20 protein-coding genes are annotated in these 24,337 nt (G+C 61.8%); 17 read left to right on the top strand and 3 right to left on the bottom strand.

The window, feature by feature from the left end; all coding sequences use genetic code 11:
- Positions 1-35: 35 nt before the first annotated feature.
- The gene (locus LPB072_RS16395) at positions 36-3,263 is read right to left on the bottom strand and encodes a 4Fe-4S dicluster domain-containing protein (RefSeq protein WP_066087523.1); all 3,228 of its coding nucleotides are present in this window, start codon (positions 3,261-3,263) and stop codon (positions 36-38) included.
- A gap of 116 nt (positions 3,264-3,379) precedes the next feature.
- On the opposite strand from LPB072_RS16395, the gene LPB072_RS16390 reads away from it, so the two are divergent.
- Together LPB072_RS16390 and LPB072_RS16385 are read left to right on the top strand one after the other, a co-directional pair.
- The gene (locus LPB072_RS16390) at positions 3,380-4,297 is read left to right on the top strand and encodes a LysR family transcriptional regulator (RefSeq protein WP_066087526.1); all 918 of its coding nucleotides are present in this window, start codon (positions 3,380-3,382) and stop codon (positions 4,295-4,297) included.
- A 620-nt stretch (positions 4,298-4,917) separates the two neighbouring features.
- On the top strand, positions 4,918-5,400 hold the full coding sequence (locus tag LPB072_RS16385) for a GreA/GreB family elongation factor (RefSeq protein WP_066087529.1): 483 nt from the start codon (positions 4,918-4,920) through the stop codon (positions 5,398-5,400).
- A gap of 340 nt (positions 5,401-5,740) precedes the next feature.
- Here LPB072_RS16385 and LPB072_RS16380 read toward each other — a convergent pair whose 3' ends face one another.
- Complete coding sequence (locus LPB072_RS16380) at positions 5,741-6,310, bottom strand: DUF6998 domain-containing protein (protein WP_066087623.1); 570 nt, start codon at positions 6,308-6,310, stop codon at positions 5,741-5,743.
- A 351-nt stretch (positions 6,311-6,661) separates the two neighbouring features.
- Here LPB072_RS16380 and LPB072_RS16375 point away from each other — a divergent pair, with 351 nt between their 5' ends.
- The 3 genes from LPB072_RS16375 to LPB072_RS16365 all read left to right on the top strand — a co-directional run bounded on the left by LPB072_RS16375 (position 6,662) and on the right by LPB072_RS16365 (position 11,305).
- Entirely contained in the window at positions 6,662-8,830 is a 2,169-nt protein-coding gene (locus tag LPB072_RS16375) for an AAA family ATPase (protein WP_066087531.1), read from the top strand.
- A gap of 244 nt (positions 8,831-9,074) precedes the next feature.
- Positions 9,075-10,160 carry an HNH endonuclease gene (locus tag LPB072_RS16370; RefSeq protein ID WP_066087534.1) on the top strand — a complete coding sequence of 362 codons (1,086 nt, stop codon included), beginning with the start codon at positions 9,075-9,077 and terminating at the stop codon, positions 10,158-10,160.
- A gap of 14 nt (positions 10,161-10,174) precedes the next feature.
- Positions 10,175-11,305 carry a DUF3800 domain-containing protein gene (locus LPB072_RS16365; RefSeq protein WP_066087537.1) on the top strand — a complete coding sequence of 377 codons (1,131 nt, stop codon included), beginning with the start codon at positions 10,175-10,177 and terminating at the stop codon, positions 11,303-11,305.
- A gap of 436 nt (positions 11,306-11,741) precedes the next feature.
- On the opposite strand, the gene LPB072_RS16360 is transcribed toward LPB072_RS16365, so the two are convergent.
- Positions 11,742-12,773 (bottom strand): aldo/keto reductase, encoded by a 1,032-nt coding sequence (locus LPB072_RS16360; RefSeq protein ID WP_066087540.1) that lies wholly within the window; start codon positions 12,771-12,773, stop codon positions 11,742-11,744.
- A 712-nt stretch (positions 12,774-13,485) separates the two neighbouring features.
- Between LPB072_RS16360 and LPB072_RS16355 the strand changes: the two genes are divergently transcribed.
- The 12 genes from LPB072_RS16355 (at position 13,486) to LPB072_RS16300 (ending at position 24,302) form a co-directional block, all read left to right on the top strand.
- Entirely contained in the window at positions 13,486-14,226 is a 741-nt protein-coding gene (locus tag LPB072_RS16355) for a DUF3348 family protein (protein ID WP_157694121.1), read from the top strand.
- A 24-nt stretch (positions 14,227-14,250) separates the two neighbouring features.
- Complete coding sequence (locus tag LPB072_RS16350) at positions 14,251-16,908, top strand: DUF802 domain-containing protein (protein ID WP_066087548.1); 2,658 nt, start codon at positions 14,251-14,253, stop codon at positions 16,906-16,908.
- Positions 16,905-17,612 (top strand): OmpA family protein, encoded by a 708-nt coding sequence (locus LPB072_RS16345; protein WP_066087550.1) that lies wholly within the window; start codon positions 16,905-16,907, stop codon positions 17,610-17,612. Before LPB072_RS16350 ends, LPB072_RS16345 begins: the two co-directional genes overlap by 4 nt.
- Positions 17,609-18,364, top strand: a complete 756-nt coding sequence (locus tag LPB072_RS16340; RefSeq protein ID WP_066087553.1) for a DUF2894 domain-containing protein — start codon at positions 17,609-17,611, stop codon at positions 18,362-18,364. The genes LPB072_RS16345 and LPB072_RS16340 overlap by 4 nt, the downstream gene beginning before the upstream one ends.
- Before the next feature lie 66 nt (positions 18,365-18,430).
- Entirely contained in the window at positions 18,431-18,877 is a 447-nt protein-coding gene (locus tag LPB072_RS16335; RefSeq protein WP_066087555.1) for a GNAT family N-acetyltransferase, read from the top strand.
- Between the two features lie 458 nt (positions 18,878-19,335).
- Positions 19,336-20,607: a D-amino acid dehydrogenase gene (locus tag LPB072_RS16330; protein ID WP_066087626.1), complete on the top strand. Its 1,272-nt coding sequence runs from the start codon at positions 19,336-19,338 to the stop codon at positions 20,605-20,607.
- 142 nt (positions 20,608-20,749) lie between these two features.
- On the top strand, positions 20,750-21,142 hold the full coding sequence (locus LPB072_RS16325) for a DUF6152 family protein (protein WP_066087558.1): 393 nt from the start codon (positions 20,750-20,752) through the stop codon (positions 21,140-21,142).
- Positions 21,143-21,163: 21 nt separating this feature from the next.
- Positions 21,164-21,646: a hypothetical protein gene (locus LPB072_RS16320; protein ID WP_082876790.1), complete on the top strand. Its 483-nt coding sequence runs from the start codon at positions 21,164-21,166 to the stop codon at positions 21,644-21,646.
- Between the two features lie 139 nt (positions 21,647-21,785).
- Entirely contained in the window at positions 21,786-22,367 is a 582-nt protein-coding gene (locus tag LPB072_RS16315; RefSeq protein ID WP_066087562.1) for a TetR/AcrR family transcriptional regulator, read from the top strand.
- A gap of 190 nt (positions 22,368-22,557) precedes the next feature.
- On the top strand, positions 22,558-23,121 hold the full coding sequence (locus LPB072_RS16310; protein WP_066087565.1) for a carboxymuconolactone decarboxylase family protein: 564 nt from the start codon (positions 22,558-22,560) through the stop codon (positions 23,119-23,121).
- A gap of 75 nt (positions 23,122-23,196) precedes the next feature.
- Positions 23,197-23,613 carry a hypothetical protein gene (locus tag LPB072_RS16305; RefSeq protein WP_066087568.1) on the top strand — a complete coding sequence of 139 codons (417 nt, stop codon included), beginning with the start codon at positions 23,197-23,199 and terminating at the stop codon, positions 23,611-23,613.
- Between the two features lie 17 nt (positions 23,614-23,630).
- Positions 23,631-24,302: a DsbA family oxidoreductase gene (locus tag LPB072_RS16300; protein ID WP_066087571.1), complete on the top strand. Its 672-nt coding sequence runs from the start codon at positions 23,631-23,633 to the stop codon at positions 24,300-24,302.
- The last annotated feature ends 35 nt before the right edge of the window (positions 24,303-24,337 follow it).

Genomic DNA, 24,337 nt, shown 5'->3' with positions numbered 1-24,337 from the left:
CCGGGAGCGGTGAAGGAGTCGGGAAGGGGGAGTCGCTACAAGTCCAGCACCAGCTCGGCGTCCGCTTTCAGCGGCCGCGAGCAGCACAGGATGACTTTGTGTTGACGGTCTTTTTTGCTCAATACAAAGTCCCGGTGTTCAACCTCGCCCGACAGGGTTGCGTCGTAGCCGGTGGCGCAGACGCCGCACAGGCCGTCACTGCATTTCACATCGATGGCAAACCCGGCAGCTGCCAACACTTCGGTGGCTTTTTTGTCGGCGGGCACGTCGAATGTGCGGCCTGAGCGCTTGAGCTTGAGCTTGAAGGGAAGGTCTACCCAGGCTTCGGCTTCGGGCACATTGAAGTATTCGCGGTGCATGCCGTCTTCAGGCCAGCCCGCGGCGGTGGCCGCAGCGAACACCCCGTCCATGTAGCGTGGCGCGCCGCAGGTGTAAACATGCATGTCGGCGCGGTAGGCGGGGATCAGCGAGGCCAGGTCGGCCCGGCCGCCTTCGTCCTTGATGTGGAACGCCACCCGGTCGGCCCAGGGAAATGAGGCCAGGTCGTTCAGGAAGCCGGCGGTCTTGCGGCTGGCGGCGCTGTAATGGAAGTCAAACGGTTTGCCCAATGCGTGCAGCCGGTGCGCCATGGCGATCATGGGCGTGACACCGATGCCGCCTGCGAACAAGAAGCTGTGGCTGGCGTCTTCAAACAGAGGGAAGTGGTTCGATGGCTTGGTGATGAAGACCTTGCGACCTTCGCGAAAGGCCCGGTGCATGAGCGCTGAGCCGCCCCGCCCAGTGCCGCCCTGGGCAGCGCCGGGTTCGTTGAGCACGCCCAGCACGTATTTGCTGGCGTCCGCCGGATCGCCGGCCAGGCTGTATTGCCGCTGGTATTCCGGCGCAATCACCACGTCGATGTGGGCGCCGGCTTCGAAGGCCGGCAGTGGCTGGCCATCAAGCGAAGCGAACTCGTATTTCGCCACGCCCAGGGCCATCTCTTCGCGGCGCACCAGCTTCACCGGGAAGACCGGCGGCTCGCCGGTCAGCGGCGCGGGGCCGGGGGCAAGGCCTTCGGTTTGCCCAGCGGCCAGCCGCTGCTTGTACTGCTCGGGGGTGAGCATCGAGCGGTAGCGTTCAATGCCTTCTTCCCGGTTGGCAGGGAAAGGCACGGGGAAAGGCGGCGGCATTTTGTCGGCCGGGTAGACGGCCAGGCTCTGGTCTTCGTATTTCAGCTTCAGGTCTTTTTGCAAGGTGCGCCGGTTGGTCTGGGCCGCCTGCACATAGCCGCCGGTGGCGCGGTCGAGCTCGATGTTCCACCACCAGGTTTTGACCGGGTTGATGCTGCCGCGATCGAGCTGGTCATCGAGCCTGGCGAGCAAGGGGGCCGCAGCGGGCAGCTTCATCGCCACCTGGCGCCACAGGCTGTCGGCCAGCAGGCCTTCGAGATTCCAGGGGCAGGTCTTCATGCACCGGCCACACATGGCGCCGGCGGCATTGGTGATGCGGTAGCGCGAGCATTTTTCGGCGTCGCTCTTCCAGATTTCGTAGCCGTTGTACATCAGCTTGGGGCCTGCGCTGATGGCGCCCGATGGGCACTCCCGGGCGCATTTGTTGCAACCTTCGCAAAAGCGCTGCAAGCCAAAGTCGATCGGCAGATCGGCCGTCATGGGCAGGTCGGTGGTGACGCTGCCGCTCTTCAGGCGCGGGCCCAGGAAGGGGTTGAGGATGACCTCGCCGATGCGGCTGACTTCGCCCAGGCCAGAGAGCAGCAGCAGCGGCGGCTGCAGCACATCGCCATCCAGCACGGTGTGTACGCGAGCGCTGTAGCCCAGGCGGCGCACCTGCTCGCCAATGACGCCGCCCAACAGCGAAAACCGCAGGTAAGCGCGCATGCTCTGCGCCACGCCGATCCAGTCGTCGCCGCTGGCGCCGTCCATGGTTTCATGGCCTTGATCGAGCAGCAGGTTGACGGCGTTGGCGTGGTAGGCCGGCAGCGGGTTGCCGCCAGAGTCGTGCGAGTAGTAGGCCCATTCGGGCACCGCACACAACCCCACGGCATCCACGCCCAGGTAGTACGACGCGGCCTTGAGGTTGTTGGCGTTGCGCTCGGGGTCGGCCGTGTTTTTTGAAATGGGCCCGCGCGCTTCGCCAAACTGCAGCAGCAGCAAGGCGCCGAGAGCGCGACGCGCGCAGGCGCCGATCGGGCTCTTCATCACGTAGTAGGCGTTCTTCGCGTTGTCCTGCACGCTCTTGCCGAGATCGCCGAACAGGGCGCGGGCGAAGAAGTCGGCGCGCTTGGGAAAGCGCGGCACCCGATCGTGGTCGATGAAGGTGGTGGGTTGCGGCTGGCGTTTGGTGGTCTCAAAAGGGTAGGCGCCGTCTTTGAATTCGCGCTGGGCGTAGGCCACATGGTTGCCGCTGTTTTTCAAGGTGCCTTTGCCCAGCCACCAGGCGGGGCCGTGGCTGCGCTTGCGGTCTTGTTGAGGGGCGAGCGCCTGATCCGGCGCCATGGCGAAATCGGTGGTCACAGCCGCCAGCCCGTAGCGCTTGCCCAGGTAAGGGTTGGTGCCATCCGGCAAGGTCAGGCCCGCCGCCACCGCGAGGCGAGGCAGGTCGACATCGCTGCAACTGGCGCTGTGCGCGCGCGCTTCGAAGCCCAGCAGGCGCAAGTAGGTCGACAACAACACCGCCGTTTGCGAAGACAGCAAGGCCGCACGGTGGGCCTGCGTATCCCCGATCCAGTCGGTGCCGGGTTCATCGGGGCGCGGGTCGCGCGGGTACTCCACCAGGATCAGCAGGGCATGGCTGTGGTGCGACACGGGGCCGTGCACGGTGCGCGCGGACTCCAGCACGTCGGCCAGAATCATGTCCATGCCGGCCGCGAAACTGGTGGGCTGGTTGCGCTCCAGTTCCTCGCCCAGCGCCTGCACCTTGGGGTTGCGGATCGGGGTGGCCAGCAGCGCTTCTTGGGGCAGGGCACAGGTGGCCACCATGGATGCGTCGAAGTAATAGCCAGCGGCCTTCAGGTGGTGGGCGCGCTCTTCCATCCCCTCGGGCACTTCGCCCGGTTCCGCATTGCGTGGTCCGTCGCGCACCAGGTCAAACATCGCCGCGTAGCGCGACATGGCGTGTACCAGCGACTCGGGATCTGCATGCTCATAGTGCAGCGCCTGCATGACGGGCAGGGCACTCAGGTCGGGCGCCGTTGCGGAGCGGGTCAGCCGCTCCAGCGGGTAGGGGCCCAGGTGAACAGGTCGGTCGCGGTAGGAGAAAAGGCGCATGGCAGGTGGGGACTCAGGATGGGCTACACGGTGGCCCCAACATTAGGGGTTTGAGGCGTTCATTGGAAGTGAACAATTGCTTATAGTGATCGCTTTAACCGATCAAAAAGATTCCGATGACGCTCCAGCAATTGCGCGCCTTCCTGGCGGTGGTCGAAGAAGGCAGTTTTCGAGGCGCTGCCCGCCGCCTGGCCATATCGCAGGCGGGCCTGACCACCGCCATTCAAGCGCTTGAGCGTTCGCTGGGCCAAACCTTGCTTCAACGCTCTTTGCGTGGGGCAACGCTGACGGCGGCCGGGCAACGGCTGTTGCCGCGTGCGCAGCTGATCGAGCGCGAAACGCACCGCGCGATGGAAGAGGCGACCAGCGCGGACGACGCGGCGGGGGAATTGCACGTGGGGGTCGGTCCCACGGCAACCGCGCTGTTGTTGGCCCGCGTGGTGCCCGACTTTCGCGCGCGCTTCCCCAACGTGAGCCTGCATCTGACCTCGGGCTTGCACGAGCGCATCCGCCCTGCGCTGCAACAAGGATTGCTCGACATGGCGTTGGTGGCGCTGCCCGATGGGGCCGAATGGCCTGGACAGGTTCGCACCCGGCTCTTTCGAAGCCTGCTCACGGTGGTGGGGCGCGAGGGCCACCCCTTGGCGGGAGCCAGGCAATTGGCCGAGCTGCAAAATGCCGACTGGGTGTTGATGGGCAGTCCCGGCGGGCCAGGCGGCACCGTGACCCGGTTTTTCGACGAGCAAGGCCTGCCGCCGCCGCGCGTGGCGGCCACCTGCGAAACCTTCACCGAGGTGGCCGCTTTGCTCAGCGGGACCGACTGGTTGGCACTCATCCCGCAGAGCATCGTGCAGAGGAGCTTGATCGGGCGGCCTGTGGCGTCGTTGGCGCTGGTCGAACGCGCGCCGGGCTACGAAACGTTTCTTATGCGCCCCAGACAGCTTGCGCCCACGGCCGCCGCAGAGGCTTTTGCCACCATGTGTGTGTCATGGTCGCGTTTGATCGCCAAGGGCGCTCCGGGTTTGATGGACTGAGCCGGGACCGCTGCCCGTTGGTTTTGGGCAGTCCAGAGGAGGTTCAAACGAAGCGAGTGAAGTTCAGACCACTCGACCGAGGCCAAATAGACCAGTCCTTGAAAAATGTTGAGGGTGCGAGAGCACCTGTTCGCAGTCGAGAGTCATGGTCGCCAGAATACATATCCGCAGGGGCATGGCCCCAATGCCGGCGGAACCCTTTAACCCGATCATTGCGCCTGCAATGCCCCATGTCCCCCGTGGCCGCTTACAGGTGCAGAGCAAGAGTTCACGTCGCGTTCGACACCGACCTCAACCGCGGCACAGCCGAACTTGAAATGATCGAAGTTCGCATGAAGGCTGTATGCAGCCGCTAAGAGTCGGCAGCTGAACGGCAGCCCGAACCGAAACCCGTCGCAAGACCTTCAACAAGGCGGATGACCGCTGCACAACGGCGGATTCAACCGGTCACTCGCGCAGCGCAGCCTACCTATCGGCCCTCGGATGACTTCTGCTGCTCCTGTCCACCGGCGGAACCCCACCCATAGCTGAAGTTGACCTGCGGCCAACAGAAGGAAGGCTGATGGAGCCCTTCATAATCATGGCCCACCCCCGCTTGTTCGAGATACCGATCTTTCATCATGGATAAATTCTTGCTGCAGCAGCAGGTGCTGGAACGGCTCGCCGAAGACCTGCTGCAAGCCGAACAGGCAATGCGGGCGGCCCATGAAACGGCGACTCACGAAGAAAACATCGCTGAAAACAAATACGACACTTTGGGACTCGAAGCCGCCTACCTGGCCACCGGCCAAGCTCGTCGCGCCGCAGCCATAAGCCAGGCGATGGCCCATTGGCGCCAATTCCGCCCGAGCCCCTACGACGCCAGCATAGGTATACAGCTCGGCGCGCTGGTCTGCCTGGTCGATTCCGACGACAAGCAGCAACAGCTCTTCCTCGGCCCGGAGGGGGGTAGCATGAAGTTGGTCAGCGGCGCTCAGCTCGTTCAGGTCATCAGCAGCGAATCCCCTTTGGGCAGGGCAATGCTGGGTAAATGCGAGGGTGATGAGGTCTCGATACGAGTCGCTCCAGTCCGACAGCGGTTTGAGGTGCTGAGGGTTCATTGAGCCGCAAGGATGCAGCTGTGAAGCCCAAACCGTGAACTCACGGGGCAGCATCAATGGTTGCAACCGCTGCACAGCCGAACTTAAAAAAATCGAAGGTCGCATGAAGGCTGACAGCAGTCGGCCAGGTTTTGCAGCTCAATGACAGCCGCCGCCGGAACCTGCCATTCGTCATCCTGCGAGGCGACCGACCGCAGCACCTTCAGCAGTGGCCACTCGACAGCGAGGTGCCGCACGAGGTGCCGAGCGACTCCTTCCCGCCGAGGCGCCCGGCTCTTCGCGACATTAAGCCGCTATTCGATCTGCTCTCGCATCCGCTTGCTCATGCCCCTTTGCCCTCGCACTATTCAAACCGCCCGCGGAGATGCTTGCCCGTGCCACCATTCAAGTCGCCACGGTCGATAAGTTTGCTGCGGAACTGGAAATCCCGATCAATGCGGACGATAAGCAACTGCTCAAACTTGCCCTGGCTCTTGACCAATACGAAGTCGTTGGTTTTTTCGGGCGAGATCGTCTTCACCTCAACAAGCTTGCCGTCAATCGTACCGTCTGACCCGGGCGTGTGTGTCGCATGCCGGCGAAGCCCAAACTTGATTTCCGCGTAAATTTCTCCGAGTTCGCCCCAGACCTGCAGGTATCGGCCAGTGTTTTCGAAATGACGTGCCGCACAGTCAACCAGATCTCGGAAAATTTCTGTCTGCTCAAGGATGCTGAACGGAAAACCCTCTCTGCTGCCGGCAGCTGCGATTGAGTTGGCATCCTCCTTTGGCTCGCCGTCAAGCTGCGCTTTAGCCCATTCTCTATCGATTTGCGCCCACTCCCAGGGCGCTGCGCCAGAGCCCGCAGCATCAGCAATGTCCGCAGCGCTATAACCACGGTCGTGCATCTCATACAGAAATTCCCAATCGCTCACATTCCCCTCCTCAGGTTTTACCTCGCGATTGTTAACCATCTGATGCTGCCCAGCAGCAACTACCTGGGAACCTAAACACTAGTCTGACCGCCTGCCTTCGCTGCTAAGCAGCACTTGAAACGTCGAACGACGCTTCAAGTCTGATCTGAGGCAATCGCGGCTGGCAACTTGAGCAGCTGCTGATGTCATGCCCGGACATTCAACGGCTGGCTACGGCGCAGGGCACTCGGCGTGCGGAAATGATTTCACGGTTGATCGCGCTAGCATCAAGGTAGCTGAATCGCGGGCAATCAACGCCACATCCTTTCCGTAAATACGAAGTAGGATACGACTGCTGTAAAGGGAGAGAAGATGAATAAGCTGAAACTTCAGCTCGAGCATTGCTATGGCATTCGAAAGCTCGACGTGGTATTGGAATTCGCAGGCACTTCCGCGGTTGCCATCTACGCGCCCAACGGTGCGATGAAAAGTTCGTTGGCCAACACCTTTCAAGACATCGCGGACGGCAAGCAATCGCGTGATCGGATCTTCCCGCACCGAGCCACAACGCGCGTAGTCCAGAACGAAAACAACGTCGACCTTCCTGCCGGCGATGTGATCGTCCTAAGGCCTTACGAGGAGTTCGCAAGCAAAGGTGACGGTACCGCGACCCTACTGGTAAATGCAGCGCTCCGGCAGGAGTACGAAGCCCTGCACGCGGGAGTCACGTCTGCGCGCTCTGCTTTGGTGAGCGCGCTCAAGACGACAGCTAAAACCAAGCGCCCGGTGGACCGCGAGGTTTTGTCAACTTTTATGCCCTCCGGAGGGGAGTTCGACGCAGCGCTGGCGAGCCTGAAGGACGAGCTGGATAAGGACTGGGAGCCAGTCCTTAAGGATGTGCCATACGACGTCATGAACGACGAACGGGTCGTAGCGTTCCTAGCCAATGCCGACTTCCGGGCGTCAATCGACGACTACACAAAAAAGTACAACGAGCTGCTCGCTGCGTCTAAATACTTCAGGAAAGGCGGCTTCAACTATTACGAGGCCACCAACGTGGCAAAAGAGCTGAAGAGCAGCGGCTTTTTCAAAGCCAAGCATTCTGTGAGCCTCAATGGGGACGAGAAGCAGGAAATTACCTCTGAGGCTGAACTCCAAGCGCTTATTGACGCGGAGCGAGCCAAAATATCTGAAGATGCGGCACTTCGCACAAAGTACGAAGCGCTTGAGAAGCAGATACAGAAGAACGCTCAGCTCCGTGAATTCGAGGCCTACCTGCAGAGTCACGAAGAGCTGCTGCCGGAGCTCGCTGACCCGGCTGCGCTCAAGAAGAAGCTTTGGATGGCATACCTCAAAGTGAATCACGCTATGTGTGCCGACCTCCTTAGCAAGGTAGATCAAGCAGCCGTGCGATCAGCAGAGATTGAGGCGCAGGCCGCTCAAGAGCACACTCAATGGCAGGCGGTCATCGACATCTTCAACACCCGATTCATTGTCCCGTTCCATCTCGAGGTGGCAAACAAGGTTCAGGTCGTACTTGGCAAAGACACTGCACCGCGCCTGGGCTTCGTGTTCAAAGATGGAAACGACCATGCCCCGGTTGAGCGCGATGCCTTGTTGCAGACGCTCAGCACCGGCGAGAAGAAGGCGTTTCACGTCTTAAACATGCTCTTTGACATTGAGATGCGTCGCTCCGCCGGCCAGGAGACCCTACTCATCGTTGACGACATTGCCGACTCGTTCGACTACAAAAACAAGTACGCCATCATCCAATACCTCTCCGACCTAGCGGAGGATCAGCACTTCAAGTTGCTCATCCTCACCCACAACTTCGACTTCTATCGAACCATCGAGAGCCGAAACCTTGTTTCACGGAAGAACTGCTTCATGGTTTCGAAGACATCCGCTGGAGTCACACTCGAAGCGGCCCAAGGTGTGCGCAACGTCTTCAGCAATGTCTGGAAGCCGGGCTTCTTCAAGGAAGACCGGAAGAAGATTTGCTGCATCCCCTTCATGCGCAATCTCATTGAATACACGAAAGGTGTGAACGACACCGACTACCTATGCTTGACGTCGCTGCTTCACTGGAAAGCGGACACGGCGCAAATAACTGTTGCAGAGCTCGATGCGATTTACATCAACCTTTTTGGGATCACCGGACAGTCAACCAACGGTGCGACAACTATCGTTGACGTCCTCGCCACCGAGGCGGCGGCCTGCCTGCAGGCCGCCGACGGAATCAATTTCGAAAACAAGGTGGTCTTGGCTATTGCTACACGTTTGCGGGCGGAGAGCTTCATGGCGGCCAAGATCAACGATGCAGTCTGGCTTGCAAGCATCACTGCCAACCAGACCCCAGCGCTGTTGAAGCGCTATCAGAATCAGTTCCCCGCCGACACCGAAAACCTTTGTGTCATTCAACGCGTTCTCCTTATGACGCCTGAGAACATCCACCTGAATTCGTTCATGTACGAGCCAATCCTGGACATGTCGGACCACCATCTGCGGCATCTGTACTCGGAGGTTGTGGCGATGGCCTAGAGGTGATCTGTGCGATATGGCCCTACGGTCGAGATGCTTCAAGTGTTGTTAGATACCGTCTGAACATTCGAAAACATGAGGAGAAGAGATGGGCGGGATAACGTTTGGTGCGAGAGTTCTTCCAGACACATTGACCGAGCTTGCAGGCTACAAGCCTTGTTTCGAGTGCGCTGCGGAAGCTCTCTTAGAATGGACAGGGACTCCCTCAACTCCATTCGGGCGACTGCGCTCCACGAGCTAAGCCATGACACAGTCTGCCGAAACCGACGCCGCGCAGCTCCGCGAGGAAATCCACAACGCCTTGGTCGAGCGCCTGGAATGGTTCAAAGCGCGCTACGACATTGTCAAATTTTTCGCCTTCCGGCCGGACAGTGAACGCGTCTACCTTGGCGACAAGGGCAAGCAATTCTGCCGCTACTGCGGGCGGACCTCGCCTGAGGTCAAGTTCAAAAAGCTCGCCCACGCCATCCCGGACCAAGTAGGCAATGACTGGCTCTTCGACTACGGGGAGTGCGATACCTGCAACGCCGACTTTGCCAAGCGGATCGAAGACGACTTCGGCAAGTGGACGCTGCCGTGGCGTAGCTTGGGCCGCATCAAAGGAAAGGAAGGCGTCCCCTCCATCAAGTCCAACGACAAGAAGTTTCGCATCGACGCCACCGTGGCCTCTACGCCAGCCGAGACAGGAGCGGGCGCGGTGCGCCACGGCCTCAAGATCCTCATGGGGGTCAACGATGTCCGCCACGAGCTCGACGAGGCGACCCGGACCATCAAGATCACGCTCGACCGGCCGGCCTACGTGCCCATGGGCGTCTTCAAATGCCTGGTGAAGATGGCGATTGCGGTGATGCCGCCGGAGGAGGAGCAGCGGTGTGCCCACTTGAAGAAGTGGATTCTTCAGCCAACCCACACGTTCGAGAGCTATCCCTACCGGCCGCTGAATATCCTCTACCAATTCGCGCCTGGTCCGCTGCCCAACGACCGGGTGGCTTGCTGGCTGCTGCGGCGGAAGCCCGAGAGCTCCGACGACTGCCTCTACATGCAGTTCGTCTTGCAGCTCAGCAACCACGTTTTCCAAATCGCACTGCCCATGCACATTGAAGACCGCAAGCAGCTCGAGGCGGGGAAGTTCACCACCGCCCGGTGGTCAAACACCTGGTCTGATGTCGATCACCAACTGCGATACGGCAGGACTGGATTCAAGTTCTTCGACATGAGCGGCGTCGATCTGGTTCGCGGCGAGAGCACGTTCATGAACTTCTCATACGACCAGCTCATCGACCTGCCCGACACCGTGGCCGAGCCGGACGACGAACACAAGGCCGGCTGAGCCCTAGGAGTCCCATGGCATTCGACTGGGCTGAGATGCGCGAAATGATGATCGCGGTCCACGGCATCCGCCGGGCCGACGACGAGTTAGCCTTCTTCTACGACGAGACCAACAACATCCGCAAGCTCACGCTGACCGACGCGGGGACTAACGTCGAAGTTCACAAGAACTTCGTCCTCGGCGGTATCGTCTTGCAAAAGGGGCAAGCCTTGCCGGACATCGCGCCGCTGCGCGAGGCACTGGGCATGCAGGACAACGCGTCCGAGATCAAGTTCAAGCACGTCGCCAGCGGCGATTTCGAGGCGGCCCTGGCGTCGCGCAAGATGTCGCGCTTCTTGGGTTGGCTGACCGAGCAGCGGCTGGCAATCCACTACTCGAGCATCAACATCGTCTATTGGTCCATTGTGGACATCGTCGATTCGATCATCGCCAGCAAACATTTCGAAGCGTTCAGTGATGCGCGGCGCGAGATGAAAAACGAGCTCTACCTCATCGCCTGCTTGGACAAGCCGGCCTTCTTGGGCCTGATGCGTCGCCACGACTACCCTAGCATCCAGAGTGGCAAGGCCGGGGCATTCATCGCGGACGTGGAGGCTTTCCTCAACGTGCACAGACCTACGGCGACAAACTTGCCCACCGGGATGCTCAAGGAGATGGTTCGCAAGGCAAAGGTGCTGACCGAGCTACCCTTCCTTAAGGGGGGCAACCCCGACGTACTCATCGGCAGTTTCAGCTCGTTCTTTACGATGCCGATCCTGTTGTTTGAGAACGCCACGCACGTCTTCGATCGCGAAATCCAAGTCGAGAAGAGCCTCAACGCCGATGGCTTCAAGCAGCGCGCGCAGGGCATCGACTATCGGTTCTCAGACTCCAAGGCCGATCCCGGCATCCAACTCGCCGACGTAGTCGTGGGCCTGATTGGCAAGTATCAGGACTTCGTCGAGGAGCATCGACTGCCAGAGCTGTTAGAGCGCAAGAATGGCTGGAGCGCCACGCAGACGGAAACCTTCAACTTGCTGCGCGGGCTCATCGACTACTCAGACGACATAAGCAACGCGTTTATCCACCGCATCACCGCCATGGATAGCGAATGGAAGAGCAACAGCTTCATGCACGATACTCCACCCAAGCCTCACCTGCTCTGACCCACCATTTCTGTTACCAGCGAACACGCGATATGTAAACAGTCTTCAGCGACTGTCAGATATTGTTAAGGGTTGCAGGACGCTCACCCTCTCAATGACTGACCGCCGCACCCTTCGTACCGAGCATTGATCTGCCTAGGGGGCGAGCTAGTCAATGACCGGTAGGTGGCAGTCTGCGTGAGTTCAGTCGCGGAGACCGAAGGGCAGGAGTCGCTGCATACCCGTCGTTGAATCGTGAACTCTTCAAATGGAAACACCGCTGGCTGGCGTTCTCTACTCCCGCCTGGTACCGGTGTTCAGGGTGGCTTCAATCTCAATTCCAACGCTATGGTCACCTATAGAAATGTAGGATGAAGGGCACCTGTGCAAGGCGCACAGGCAAGTGCCCGTCAATGGGGTTCATGGTGCATTGGAAATGCTGGTTACGGCGGTGGCTTCAGCTTTCATTGCCCCCGACAGCCGGCACCCGTCCGGTCACCGGGTATTGCGGGTCGGTGTAACCGGGGGTCGATGCATGGCCTGCCGGCACCAGCGAATCGAAGAAGGCTTCGTCTTCGGCGCTGAATGGCTGGCCGATCGCGCTCAGGTAGTCTTGCCACTGCGCCAGCGTGCGCGGCCCGCCGATCAGACTGTTGATCAATCGGTTGTTGAACACCCAGCCCAGCGCCAGCTGGCTCAGCGGCACACCACGCTGCTGCGCGTAAGCGGCAGCCTGCTCTGCGAGCAACATCGATTCGCGGCGGAACTCGGTTTGCATCAGGCGCCGATCGTTGTTTGCCGCACGCGATCCGGGGGGCGGCGGTGCATCGGTCTGGTACTTGGCGCTGAGCACGCCGCGTGCCAATGGGCTATAGCCCACCACGCCCAGACCGTACTGCGCGCAGCATGGCAACACCTCGACTTCGATGCCGCGCGACATGGCGTGGTAGGGACTCTGACAGGCGATGGGGGGCGGTACACCCATCGCGCGGCAGGTTTCGACCAGGCGTGCGATGCGCCAGCCACGAAAGTTCGACACGCCCCAGTAGCGGATCTTGCCGTCGGCAATCAACCGTCCCATTGCGCTGGCGGTTTCGGCCATCGGGGTGCTTTGATCATCGCGGTGCAGGTACAGCAAGTCGATCCAGTCGGTGCCCAGACGTTGCAGGCTGGCGTTGACAGCCTGCAACACGTGGCGCCGCGAAGTGCCACTGTCGTTCGGCCCTTTGCCCGTGGGATTGGCCAGTTTCGTGGCCAGCACCCAATGGTCGCGGCGTTGTGCGATCAACCGACCAGTGATGCGCTCGGACTCGCCTTGTACATAGGAGTCGGCGGTATCGATGGCGTTGATACCCGCATCCATGGCGGCGTCAACGATGCTGGCGGCTTCGGGCTCGTCCGTGCGATCACCGAAGGTCATGGTGCCTAGCCACAGGCGCGACACCTTCAGGCCGCTGTCGCCCAGCGGTGTGCAGGTTGTTGATTTCATGGGGTTCCTCGGGCGGTTGCATTGCAAAAAGCCAGGGAATCGATGTGAGCGCGCGATCGGGTGGCCAGCACGCACTCGGTGCGGGTCTGCGCAACACCTGCGGCGGTCAACTCGGTGTCGATCCCGGAAGGCTGGAAGGATGTGATCTGTCGATCTATCAATGCATACGTTAACGGATTTATTAGTGAAAGGCGTGAGGGATTTCCCTTGGCTGTGTGGAGAGTCGCCAATGAGGGGCTCGTGCAGAGCGCTTCGGACGGGTGTGCGCGTTTGGTCTGGTACGAAGGCATCAGGCCGCTGGCCCGTGCTAGGGCTGGGGGGTCCACAACACACCCTGCGGCTGCACGACCTCCGTTCTTGGGCCGGAGGAAGGGGCCGTCTGGTCAAGGGATAATCAAAGGTGTTCCAAACTGGCCGACGGGCGCGACGGGAACCCGGCCACAGTACCGCGTCAATACCGCCTGAAATGGGGGCTTTGGCGTGAAACTGCCGGACACAAGCTGAAAACCCGACCCCAACGCCATTGGCTTGCCACAGCGTTTCGCCTTTGTCGGGTGGCTGGCCGATGGCCTGGCTGTCGTTTTTGGGGCATTCCGCTGGGAATTCCCTGCGGGTTTTCATTCTTTTACACATCACATTTGCGCTCCCCAGCGGGGCGCCGGGAACGTTTTTGCGCGGAAGTCTCAATCGATCGGCCACACGGTCCACTCTGGTGCGCCAGCTCAGCGAGGGCTCGGGTGTGGGCGCGGCTGCGCCTTCCGGGCAGGACTTCGCCGAACGCTTGGGCGCCTGGTTGAGCGTGGCCGACTCGATCACGCTGCGCACCGCGTTGCAGGCCATTCCTTCCGCTCAAAAGACCAGGCCCGCGCCGTCCGCGTCCATTGACCCGCAGTCGCTGGCCGAAGAGCTTTCGCGCGTGCGCGCCACGCTCACCCAATCGATCACCACGGTGGAGCCGGCTTTGCCCGGGCGGGGCAGGGCCGACCATTCTTCCCATGGGGCGGTGCCCGCGCCCGTGATGCCGCTCGACCCTGCCGCTGAATTCGCCATGCTGCACCAGCGCTATGGTGAGCAACAGCGGCGCATGGAAATGAGCGTGGATGCCTTGCGCTCCCACGCCCGTGAGGTGCTTTCCCAAGCGTCGCCCGAGCTGGCCCAACTGGCCGCGCTCGATGGCGTGATGGACAAGATGCTGGGCGGGCGCGAGCAACACCTGTTGTCCACCGTGCCTGCTTTTCTCAAAAAGCGTTTTGAGCATTTGCGCCGCCAGGCCACCGCCGAGGCCGCTGCAGACGCCGAAACCTTGTTCGGCGAAGTGCCGAACCCTTCACAACAACCCACCTGGCTGGTCCAGCTGGCCGCCGAGTTTGAACAGGCTTTGTTGGCCGAGCTTGATCTGCGGCTGCAACCCATTGCCGGCATGGCCGAGGCCCTGCAAAGCAGCGGCCACTGATTACCTATTGAGTCACTCCACAACATGAACAGCACCAGCAACTCAACACTTCACAAGGTCGCCCTTCTGGTCGCGTTCGCGCTGGGCCTGGCCGCCATCCTCTGGGTGGGCGCCGGGTTCGTGGGCACGAGCCACATTGCCCTGGCCATGACCTTCGCCATCGCGGTCGCCTACCTCGCGGGGGCGCTGGAGGTACGCCGCTACCGAAGCCTCACGAACGGTCTGGCCACCGCATTGGCCCAGGTGCCCGAACCCCTGCACCAACTCGGCGACTGGCTGCCTTCCGTGCCCCAGGCGCTGCAACATGCCGTGCGCCAGCGCATCGAGGGTGAGCGCGCGGCCTTGCCCGGTCTGTCGATCACGCCATACCTGATCGGCCTGCTGGTCATGCTCGGCATGCTGGGCACTTTCCTGGGCATGGTCGTGACCTTCAAGGGCGCGGTGTTCGCGCTCGAAGGGTCGGCCGATCTGGCTGCCATTCGCTCTGCGCTGGCCGCACCCATCAAGGGTCTGGGTTTTGCGTTCGGTACTTCGGTGGCCGGTGTGGCCACTTCGGCGATGCTGGGTCTCATGTCGGCGCTGAGCCGCCGCGAACGGCTGGAAGTGGTTCGCGTTCTCGACGCGCGCATCGCCACCGTGTTCCACCCGTTCACACTGGCGTTCCAGCGCAACGCGTCGTTTGCTGCCATGCAGGCCCAGGCCAGCGCCTTGCCCGCCGTGGTGGACCAGTTGCAGGCCCTGATGACCCAGATGGAGCAACGCGGCCAGCAGCTCGACACCCAGCTGGTGAGCCGCCAGGACCAGTTCCACAAAGAGACCGCGGCGGCCTACACCGGCCTGGGTCAGACCGTGGCCTTGTCGCTGCAGGAAAGCCTCACCGCGAGTGCGCGCATCGCGGGCGAAACCATCCAGCCCGTTGTGGAGTCGGCCATGAAAGCGATTGCCGAGGAATCGACGCGTCTGCATGGGCAGGTGAGCGAGTCGGTGCAGGCGCAGTTGAAAGGCCTGTCCAGCGAATTCAGCGCCACCACCGGTGCGGTCGCCGACACCTGGAAGCAGGCGCTCGACACCCAGGCCCATACCAACACCGAGCTGGTGAGCGGTCTGGGTCTGGCCCTGGTCGGGTTCAATGAAACGCTGGAGCAACGCAGCCAGGCGCTGCTGGGCAACGTGAGCGAAGCGATGGGCCGCCAGCAAAGCGAACAAGCCCTCGCCGAGCAAAACAAGCAGGCCGCCTGGGCGTTGACGCTGCAATCGCAAGCGGCGGCCAGCGAGGCCATGGTCGGCCAGCTGAGTGAAACCCTCGCGGGTTTCAGCAACACTTTCGAGCAGCGCACGAGCGCCTTGCTTTCCAGCATGGGCGACGCCATGGAGCGCGTGCGCCGCGAACAGGCCGAAGCCGAGCAGGGCAAACAGGCAGCCTGGCTGCAGACCCTGCAATCCCAGGCCATGGGCAGCGAGCAGATGGTGGCCCGCTTGGGCGAGGCCCTTACCGGATTCAGCGATAGCTTCGAGCAGCGCGCCAGCGCCTTGCTGGCCAACGTGGGCCAGGCCATGAACCAGTCGCAGGCCGATCATGCCCAGGCGGAGCAGCAAAAGCAGGCCACATGGACACAAGCCCTGCAGACCATGGCCGCCGGGCTGCAAAGCGAATGGCAGACGGTGGGCAGCCAGAACCTGGCACAACAACAGGCCGTGGGCCAGGCGCTGGCGCAGGCGGCCGCCGCCATCCAGCAAAGCGCCACCGAGCAGGCGCGGCAGACGCAAGAAGAGATGTCGCGCCTGCTGGCCACATCCGAAGCACTGGTGCAAGCGCGCAGCGAGGCCGAAGCCCAGTGGGCTGCCGAGCAAGGCGAGCGCATGGACCAGCTCGCCGGGCTGTGGCGCAGTGAGTTGGCCGCTTTGCGCACGGAGGAAAGCGCGCGCGGCGAATCGGCCGTGTCGCGCCTGGCCGACTGGCAAGACGGATTGACCACCCAGTTGCAGACCCTGCGCCGCGAAGAAGACCAGCGCGGCGAAGCGGCGGTCAACCGCCTAGGCGAATTGCAAACCGCCATGGCCAGCCACCTGGCCACGCTGGGCGAGGCGCTGGAGGCGCCGATGACGCGCTTGCTGGAAACGGCCTCCGAGGCGCCCAAGGCCGCGGCCGAAGTGATCGCGCAGCTGCGCCAGGAAATGAGCCACCTCACCGAGCGCGACAACCTCGCGCTGCAAGAGCGCACAGCCCTGGTGGGCAACCTGGGCACACTGCTGCAAAGCGTGGAACACGCCACGGGCGAACAGCGCGCTGCCATCGAATCGCTGGTGACCTCGGCCACCAGCGTGCTCGACCAGGTGAGCCAGCAATTCAGTGCCACGCTGGAAACCCAGGCCAGCAACACCAACGAAGTGGCCGCGCAGGTGGCCGGCAGCGCCGCCGAGCTGGCCAGCCTGGGCGAAGCCTTTCACCATGGTGTTCAACTGTTCAGCGAGTCCAACCAGAAGCTGGTCGACAAGCTGCAAAACATCGAAGGCGCGATCTCGCAGAACATGGCGCGCAGCGACGAGCAGTTGGCCTACTACGTGGCTCAAGCGCGCGAAGTGATCGACCTGAGCATCAGCTCGCAACAGGGCATTGTGGAAGACCTGCGTCGCCTGCGAGGTAGCAGCGCCAAAGCCGCCGCCGGTGGGAGTGCCGCATGATCGGTGCGGAGTTCGAAGCCAATGCCAACAGCAGCGAAGACGATGGCGTGGAGCAGGCCGCGCCCGTGTGGGCGGTGTTCGGTGACCTGATGGCCGGTGTGGTGGGCGCGTTTGTGCTCATCCTGATTTCGGTGCTCGCCATGCAGATGGATCTGGTGACCAGCCTGCAAACGGAAATTGAAAAGCGCCACCAGGAAGAAGCCCGGCGCATGGCGCTGGAAAAGGCGCTGGCCATCCCGCTGCAATCGGGCCGCGTCACGCTCAACAATGGCCGCATCGGCATCAGTGGCAGCGTGCTGTTTGATCTCAATTCTGACGAATTGCGCGAAGAAGGCCGGTTGTTGCTCAAGAGCCTTGTGCCGCCTTTGCAGGTGTATTTGAGCGAGACCGGGCAGATGCTCATGGTCAGCGGCTTCACCGACGATCGCCCGATCCAGGAAGGCAACCTGCATTTCAAGGACAACCTGGAGCTCTCCGCCCAGCGCGCACTCAATGTGACCCGCTCGCTCATCGCCGAAGGCATGCCGCGCGCTCAGGTGTTCAGCGCTGCCTTCGGCGCCGAACAGCCCGTGGCCTCCAACGAGGATGCGCAGGGCAGGGCACAAAACCGGCGGGTGGAGATGGCGCCGGTGCCGCGCACGGCGACTGTTCAATCGGGTGCGGACGCTGCCGGCAAACCTGCCGGGAAAGCCATCGGCCGATGAGCGAAGTGGTACAGGGTTCCGCGGCCTTGGATCTGGACGGTTTGCTCGCCCAGGTCGAAGCGTTGCGCTGCGCTGTCGAGGCGCGGCCAGACCCTGTGCGCCTGCATTACATGGAAGCCTTGGTCCGGCGTCTTCAGGCTGCGCCGCCTGCGGTTCAAAAGGTGTTGCAAGGCAAGTTGGCCGAGGCGTTGAAATCGTTGGGTGGCGTTGTGGACAGTGAAGTCATCGCTGAAGCCGTCGCGGACGAGGCAAACGATGTGGCAGCCGAGCGCGCCGGGAGCGTCGCTGCGCTTCCTTTTGCCCCGGCGCTGCGCAAGCCAAGGTCCACAGTTCAGGCAGAAACCACCTCCCGCGCAGCGCCGCTGTCCTTGCTCGGCCAACTCAACCAACACATTCAAACGGTGTCGTCCTTGCCCGAAATTGCTGGCAGCCGCGCACCGGGTGGTTTGATGGCTCAGACCCGCCCGCAAGACCTCAAGAGCGCCGTGCGCTTTCGTGAAACCTGGGCCCGAATCAGCGCCGAAACCGAAGTGGATCAGGCCGCGATTCGTGCGCCGGAAAATGCCGGCCCGCTCAACGCCCACAACCTCGTGTTGCGAACACTTGCCCTCATGCGCGAGCTGTCGCCCGACTACCTGCGCCGGTTCATGGGCCACACCGAATCGCTGTTGTGGCTGGATCAGGCATATGGGCAGTTGAAGCAGCCTGCGGGTAAAGGCCGGTCGTTGAAAAACGGCAAGCCAAGGAAGTGACAACTTTTCATAGATGCCCCCGGGTGGCCGTAGCCAGGTTGTTCCGGGCGTTTCGTCAGACCGCCAATGGACACCACATTTTCGTTGCGCCCATCCGCTGCAATCGATGCCCCATTTGTCTTTTCAACAATTGAAGAAACGATGCGTGAGCACGTGATCGCAACCTGGGGTCGGTGGGATGGTTCACGCGTTCGACATGAGGCGGCCAAGTTGTCCTGCTCGAATGCAGCACAGATCACTGAGGTGGCTGAGCAACCTGCTGGCTTGGTGGTGGTGGAACGTCTGCAGACCCATATCCAGCTCGAGCAGCTTCTCATCTTGCCTGCATACCAGCGCAAAGGCATCGGACGGGTGTTGATCGTCGACTTGGCGCAGGAAGCCCAAGCCCGTTCGATTCCGGTCTGCCTTCGCCTGCTTGCCGTGAATCCTGCCAGATCTTTCTATGAAAAGTTGGGCTTTCGGGTCACGGCGAGCACCCCGGAGCGCTTCTTTATGGCGCTTCCAGGTTCGTAAGAGGGCGCCATTCTGGCGCAGCCCGGCCTGAATCGTCGTTGCTGCGAACCCAAGCGAGGAACGACGCTTGGGCGCTTCGGCTGCAGCGGCGACTCCAACGGTGAACGCCAACGGCATGCCTTGGCTCGGGCACTTCCGCGAAGGGCCGCGTATGCAGACCAGGCTTGACCGCCGGTGATTCAGTGGTGGCATGCCGTCCCGGCATGTGCCGGTGCACCTGACGAACAGCACGTCCAGCCCTTTCGCCGGTTACGTCGCTTGAGCCAGCGCATTTGCTGTTCTTTTGCGGCAGCGCAACCCGTTGTGTACAAGCGTTCATGCGCTCCAGAAGCCCGCCTTATGCCCTGCGTTACCGCCTGTTCTGATGCGCGCGTGGCGGGGTTGCCTGTACATTGTGGATGCGCATCCCTGCAGGCCAGTTCGGCAACGGAGGGGCAAACCACATGGGGAAAACCGGCATGAACATACTTATCCTGGGCAGCGGCGTGATCGGCACCACCACAGCGTATTACCTGGCAAAAGCCGGCCATCAGGTCACGGTGGTTGAACGCCAGCCGGGCCCGGCGCTGGAGACCAGCCACGCCAATGCGGGAGAAGTATCGCCTGGCTATTCGGCTCCGTGGGCTGGGCCGGGTGTGCCGATGAAGGCCGTCAAGTGGATGCTGATGCACCACAGCCCCCTGGTGGTCTGGCCGATGCTGGACATGGCCATGTGGCGCTGGGGTGCCCAGATGTTGCGCAACTGCACCGAGGCGCGCTACCGCACCAACAAGGGGCGCATGGTGCGTCTGGCCGAATACAGCCGCGACTGTCTGGCCGAACTGCGCACCGAAACCGGCATTCAGTACGACCAGCGAACCCAGGGCACGCTGCAATTGTTTCGTACCCAGAAGCAGGTCGATGGCACGGGCAAAGACATTGAAATTTTGCAGCAGTACGGTGTGCCTTTCGAGGTGCTCGACCGCGAGGGTTACTGCCGCTATGAGCCCGCACTGGCTCTGGTGAAGGAAAAGTTCGTCGGCGCGCTGCGCCTGCCTGGTGACGAGACCGGCGATTGTTTCAAGTTCACCCAGGGCATCGCAGAGCGGGCGGCCGAGCTTGGGGTTCAGTTTCGCTTCGACACCAGCATCGACGGCATCGAAACCAGTGGAGGCAAGTTCACGGGCGTGCGCACCAGCGCTGGCACCTTGACCGCCGATGCCTGTCTGGTGGCACTGGGCAGCTATTCACCAATGATGCTCAAGCCCCTCGGCATCGACATACCGGTGTACCCGGTCAAAGGCTATTCGATCACCGTGCCGATCACCGACGCGGCGGGTGCGCCAGAGTCGACCATCATGGACGAGACGCACAAGGTGGCTGTGACGCGCCTGGGTGACCGCATCCGCGTGGGCGGCACGGCGGAGCTGGCGGGCTTCAGCACGAAGTTGCGCGAGGCGCGGCGCGACACTCTCAACCACGTGGTGAGCGACCTGTTTCCCACCGGGGGCGATGTGTCCAAGGCCGAGTTCTGGTGTGGCCTGCGCCCGATGACGCCCGACGGTACGCCGGTGCTTGGCGGTACCCATGTCAATGGCCTGTACCTGGCAACCGGCCACGGTACCCTGGGCTGGACCATGGCAGCGGGTACCGGTCGCGTAATGGCCGACCTGATCTCGGGCCGCCCCACCGATATCGATATGAGCGGACTGACGGTCGAGCGTTACCAGCCAGGCCGCTTCGACGCCTGATTGCAGGGGCAGGGCGGGTCGGTGGCAAGCGACCCGACAGCCATACAAGGGGCGTCACCTGTCGGCATCGCATTGCTGGGGTTTGACAGCGCCGATCCCCGCGAATAGCATGGTTTTTCCTTTGTTCCCCCGGGGAGTTCCCATGCAAATGCCCCAGTTGATTCGCCACTGCCTTGCAGGGCTTCTGTTGATGGCTGCCGGTCTGAGCGCGGCCTTTGCGCACCACGGCTGGCGCTGGACCGACGATGGCCGGTTTGAGCTGACGGCAAGGGTCGAGAAGGCTTCGCTGGGCAATCCGCACGGCGTGCTGACGATGGATGCGGACGGCTCGAAATGGGTGGTCGAGGTGGGTCAACCCTGGCGCAATGAGCAGGCTGGTCTGACCGATTCGATGCTGGCCAAAGGTGCCACACTGACGGTTGTCGGCAAGCGCTCGGCCAATGCAAAAGAACAGCGCATGAAGGCCGAGCGCATCATCATCGATGGCAAAAACTTCGACCTGTACCCGGAACGCCTGCCGGATGGAAAGAAGTAGCCGCCATTCCCCTGGACTTGCGTGAGTTCGGTGCTGCTGTTCTTCCAGGGGCTGGAGCATAGCCCGCTGTCGGTCGGTCTGCGCGCCTCTGAATGGATGTACCCGCTGGTCAATACCCTGCACATTCTGGGCATCGCGTTGCTGGTGGGGCCGATCCTGATTCTGGACTGGCGCGTGCTGCACCGGCGCGCGACACCGCCGGTTGCGGCGCTGGCAACGGTGTTGCTGCCGGTCGCGCGCGGAGGGTTTGGGCTGGCGGTGGTGGCGGGGTCTTTGCTGTTCATCACCCGTCCGCTGGACTACGCCTTCAACACACTGTTCCAGATCAAGCTGGTGTGCATTGGTCTGGCGCTGTTGAACATCGCATTGTTGCACTGGAGCAAGGCCTGGGGGCTGGCAATCAAGGACAACCAGTTCAGCCAATCCGTGCGGCTGGCCTGCGGGCTTTCGCTGGTTTTCTGGTTGCTGGTGCTCGCGCTGGGCCGGCTGGTGGGTTACCGTTGACAGCGGTTGGCTATTGCTTGCAGGCATTCAACCCCCTGTTCGTCAGGGACGCGGCTTAGAACCACATTCAGCCTGTGTTTGGAACAACTGGTTTAAATCTGCTAGCATCGTTTTTGTTTCAACAGAACAAGGCGAAGCCATGCCCTGGGAAAAGTCGTTTGATGAAGACGAGATCGTCGGCAAGGCGATGAACGTTTTTTGGGAGAAGGGCTATGAGCCCGCCTCCATGGCCGATCTGATCGCCGGCACCGGCATCACCCGCGGCAGCCTCTACAACGCCTTTGGCGGCAAGGAAGCGCTGTTCATCAAGGCGCTGGAAAAGTACGACAAAGACAACCGCCGCGCGCTGCTGGCCGAGCTGGAGGCGGTGGACGATCCCGTGCGCGCCATCGCGGTGCTGTTCGACGGTCTCGTGGCGGAAACCGTGGCCGACGCTGAGAAAAAGGGCTGTTTCCTGGTCAACACCGCGTCTGATCTGGCCACCCATGGTGAGGAAGTCAACCGCCTGGTGCGCGATGGTTTGCGCGATTTTCAAGCCTTCTTCCGGCGCTGCATCGAGGTAGGTCAGGCGCGCCAGAAAATCCCGCTGGGCATCGAGCCCGAAGCCGCGGCCAAGGGTCTGATGGCCATGGTGGTGGCCATTCGCGTGCTGGGGCGCGGCGTGTTTGACGAGGCCTCGCTCAAGACCATCGCCGAGCAGGCGCAACGCCTGCTGCGCTGAGCGGTCTTTACCCTCAAATGCCACAAGGGCATTGAAGACCGGGTGCCAACCGGTTGGTCTAAAACCACTACATTTAAACCACTCGATCTAAACAATCGATCCGTTCAGCAATACCGCCTACCCGATGGCGGTACCTGGATGCTTCTCTCCACGCCATCCCCTTTTCATCCTTTAACGAAACGAGCCCACGATGACCACATTTCAACTGCACGACGAAAACACCGCACCCGAGGGCAGCCAGGAGAGCCTCGCCAATTCGCGGAAAGCTTTCGGCATGGTGCCTGGCCTGCACGCGGTGATGGCCGAAGCCCCAGGCCTGCTGGAGGCCTACAAGGTGGTGGGTGACCTGTTCCAGAAATCGAGCCTGAACAAAGACGAGCTCACCGTGGTCTGGCAAACGGTCAATGTGGAACACGCCTGCCATTACTGCGTGCCCGCGCACACGGCCATTGCCAAAGGCATGAAAGTGGACGACGCCATCACCGAAGCGCTGCGCAACGAAACCGTGCTGCCCAATGCCCGCCTCGAAGCCTTGCGCACCTTCACGCTGAGCGTGGTGCGCGATCGAGGCCAGGTCAGCGACAGCGGAGTGCAAGCCTTTCTGGACGCGGGTTTCACCCGGGCCCAGATTCTGGAAGTGGTGCTGGGTGTGTCGATGAAGGTGATGTCCAATTACACCAACCACCTGGCAAAAACGCCGGTGGATGCGCCATTCCAGCCGTTCGCCTGGAACAAGGCTGTCGAAACCACCTGACCACCTGTTGAAAAGGGCGGCCCAGCGGTTTCGCAGGGCTGTCTTTCCCAACCAGGATGCATTGAAAGATCAACCATGGCCAACGCATGCGCACCCCAACCGTCGATATGGGCGGCCGTCTGGCGTTCCTTTGGCGCTCTGCCTGCCTGGGTCAAGATCTGGATGGTGGTGATTCTGGCGCCGGTGAATCTGGCGAGTCTGGCCTTTCTGGATCGGCCTTCGGGCGCCTGGATCGCCGCGCTGGCCATCGGCGGCATGGCCCTGAGCTGGATCGCACTGTTCTACAGCCGGGGATTTTCCAAGCTGGTGTCGGCGGGCCATGTGTTCCCCTGGACGCCGCTGGTGTTGCTGCTGATCTTCGCCCGCCCCGAGGCGGCAGGCGCCTATGGTGTCTACCTGACCGTGTTGCTGGTGATCGATCTGATTTCGCTGGCTTTTGACTACAACGATGCGCGGCTCTGGCTGCGCGGTGACCGCACCGCCGTCATCTGAACCACAAGGAACCCACAATGACTTCAACCCCACCCAAGCTGCAAATCGATATCGTCTCGGATGTGATGTGCCCTTGGTGTGTCATCGGCTACCAGCAGCTCGCCGCTGCACTGGAGGCCACCGGCACTCCCCACGACATCCGCTGGCATCCGTTTGAGCTGAACCCCAACATGCCCCCCGAAGGGCAGAACATCCGCGAGCATGTGGCCGAAAAATACGGCTCCACCAAGGAACAGTCGGAAGCCAGCCGTGTGCACATGACGCAGGCAGGCGCCGAGGTGGGCTTCGAGTTCCGTTATTCGGACGACAAGCGCATGCACAACACCTTCAATACGCACCAACTCCTGCACTGGGCAGAAACGCAAGGCCGCATGCACGAGCTGAAGATGGCGCTCTTTTCGGCCCACTTCACGCACGGCCGCAACCTGTCTGACAACGCAGTGTTGGCCGACGTGGCCGCCAAAACCGGGCTGGACCGAGCCGAAGCGCTCGCGGTGCTGGCCGACCAGCGCTTTGCCAACGAGGTGCGTGCCGCTGAGCATCACTGGATCAACCAGGGCATTCAAGGCGTGCCTGCGGTGGTCTTCAACCGGCGCCACCTGGTGAGCGGCGCGCAGGGGGTGGAGAACTTCACCAGCGTGCTGAATCAACTGGCCGCCATGCCAAAAGACGCGGTACCCGCGTCCTGACTTTTTCACCCCAGGGCACCCACCAACCTCCCACA

The organism is Hydrogenophaga crassostreae (assembly GCF_001761385.1).
Lineage (GTDB): Bacteria > Pseudomonadota > Gammaproteobacteria > Burkholderiales > Burkholderiaceae_C > Hydrogenophaga > Hydrogenophaga crassostreae.
The sequence above is the reverse complement of the archived record's forward strand: the minus strand, read 5'-3'. Positions and strand labels throughout refer to the sequence as shown.

Coding starts and splice junctions, on each gene's coding strand:
- LPB072_RS16305 (WP_066087568.1), top strand. CDS start 23,197: ATGGCCAACGCATGCGCACCCCAACCGTCGATATGGGCGGCCGTCTGG.
- LPB072_RS16345 (WP_066087550.1), top strand. CDS start 16,905: ATGATCGGTGCGGAGTTCGAAGCCAATGCCAACAGCAGCGAAGACGAT.
- LPB072_RS16335 (WP_066087555.1), top strand. CDS start 18,431: ATGGACACCACATTTTCGTTGCGCCCATCCGCTGCAATCGATGCCCCA.
- LPB072_RS16315 (WP_066087562.1), top strand. CDS start 21,786: ATGCCCTGGGAAAAGTCGTTTGATGAAGACGAGATCGTCGGCAAGGCG.
- LPB072_RS16300 (WP_066087571.1), top strand. CDS start 23,631: ATGACTTCAACCCCACCCAAGCTGCAAATCGATATCGTCTCGGATGTG.
- LPB072_RS16385 (WP_066087529.1), top strand. CDS start 4,918: ATGGATAAATTCTTGCTGCAGCAGCAGGTGCTGGAACGGCTCGCCGAA.
- LPB072_RS16395 (WP_066087523.1), bottom strand. CDS start 3,263: ATGCGCCTTTTCTCCTACCGCGACCGACCTGTTCACCTGGGCCCCTAC.
- LPB072_RS16360 (WP_066087540.1), bottom strand. CDS start 12,773: ATGAAATCAACAACCTGCACACCGCTGGGCGACAGCGGCCTGAAGGTG.
- LPB072_RS16340 (WP_066087553.1), top strand. CDS start 17,609: ATGAGCGAAGTGGTACAGGGTTCCGCGGCCTTGGATCTGGACGGTTTG.
- LPB072_RS16375 (WP_066087531.1), top strand. CDS start 6,662: ATGAATAAGCTGAAACTTCAGCTCGAGCATTGCTATGGCATTCGAAAG.
- LPB072_RS16330 (WP_066087626.1), top strand. CDS start 19,336: ATGAACATACTTATCCTGGGCAGCGGCGTGATCGGCACCACCACAGCG.
- LPB072_RS16310 (WP_066087565.1), top strand. CDS start 22,558: ATGACCACATTTCAACTGCACGACGAAAACACCGCACCCGAGGGCAGC.
- LPB072_RS16325 (WP_066087558.1), top strand. CDS start 20,750: ATGCAAATGCCCCAGTTGATTCGCCACTGCCTTGCAGGGCTTCTGTTG.
- LPB072_RS16390 (WP_066087526.1), top strand. CDS start 3,380: ATGACGCTCCAGCAATTGCGCGCCTTCCTGGCGGTGGTCGAAGAAGGC.
- LPB072_RS16370 (WP_066087534.1), top strand. CDS start 9,075: ATGACACAGTCTGCCGAAACCGACGCCGCGCAGCTCCGCGAGGAAATC.
- LPB072_RS16350 (WP_066087548.1), top strand. CDS start 14,251: ATGAACAGCACCAGCAACTCAACACTTCACAAGGTCGCCCTTCTGGTC.
- LPB072_RS16365 (WP_066087537.1), top strand. CDS start 10,175: ATGGCATTCGACTGGGCTGAGATGCGCGAAATGATGATCGCGGTCCAC.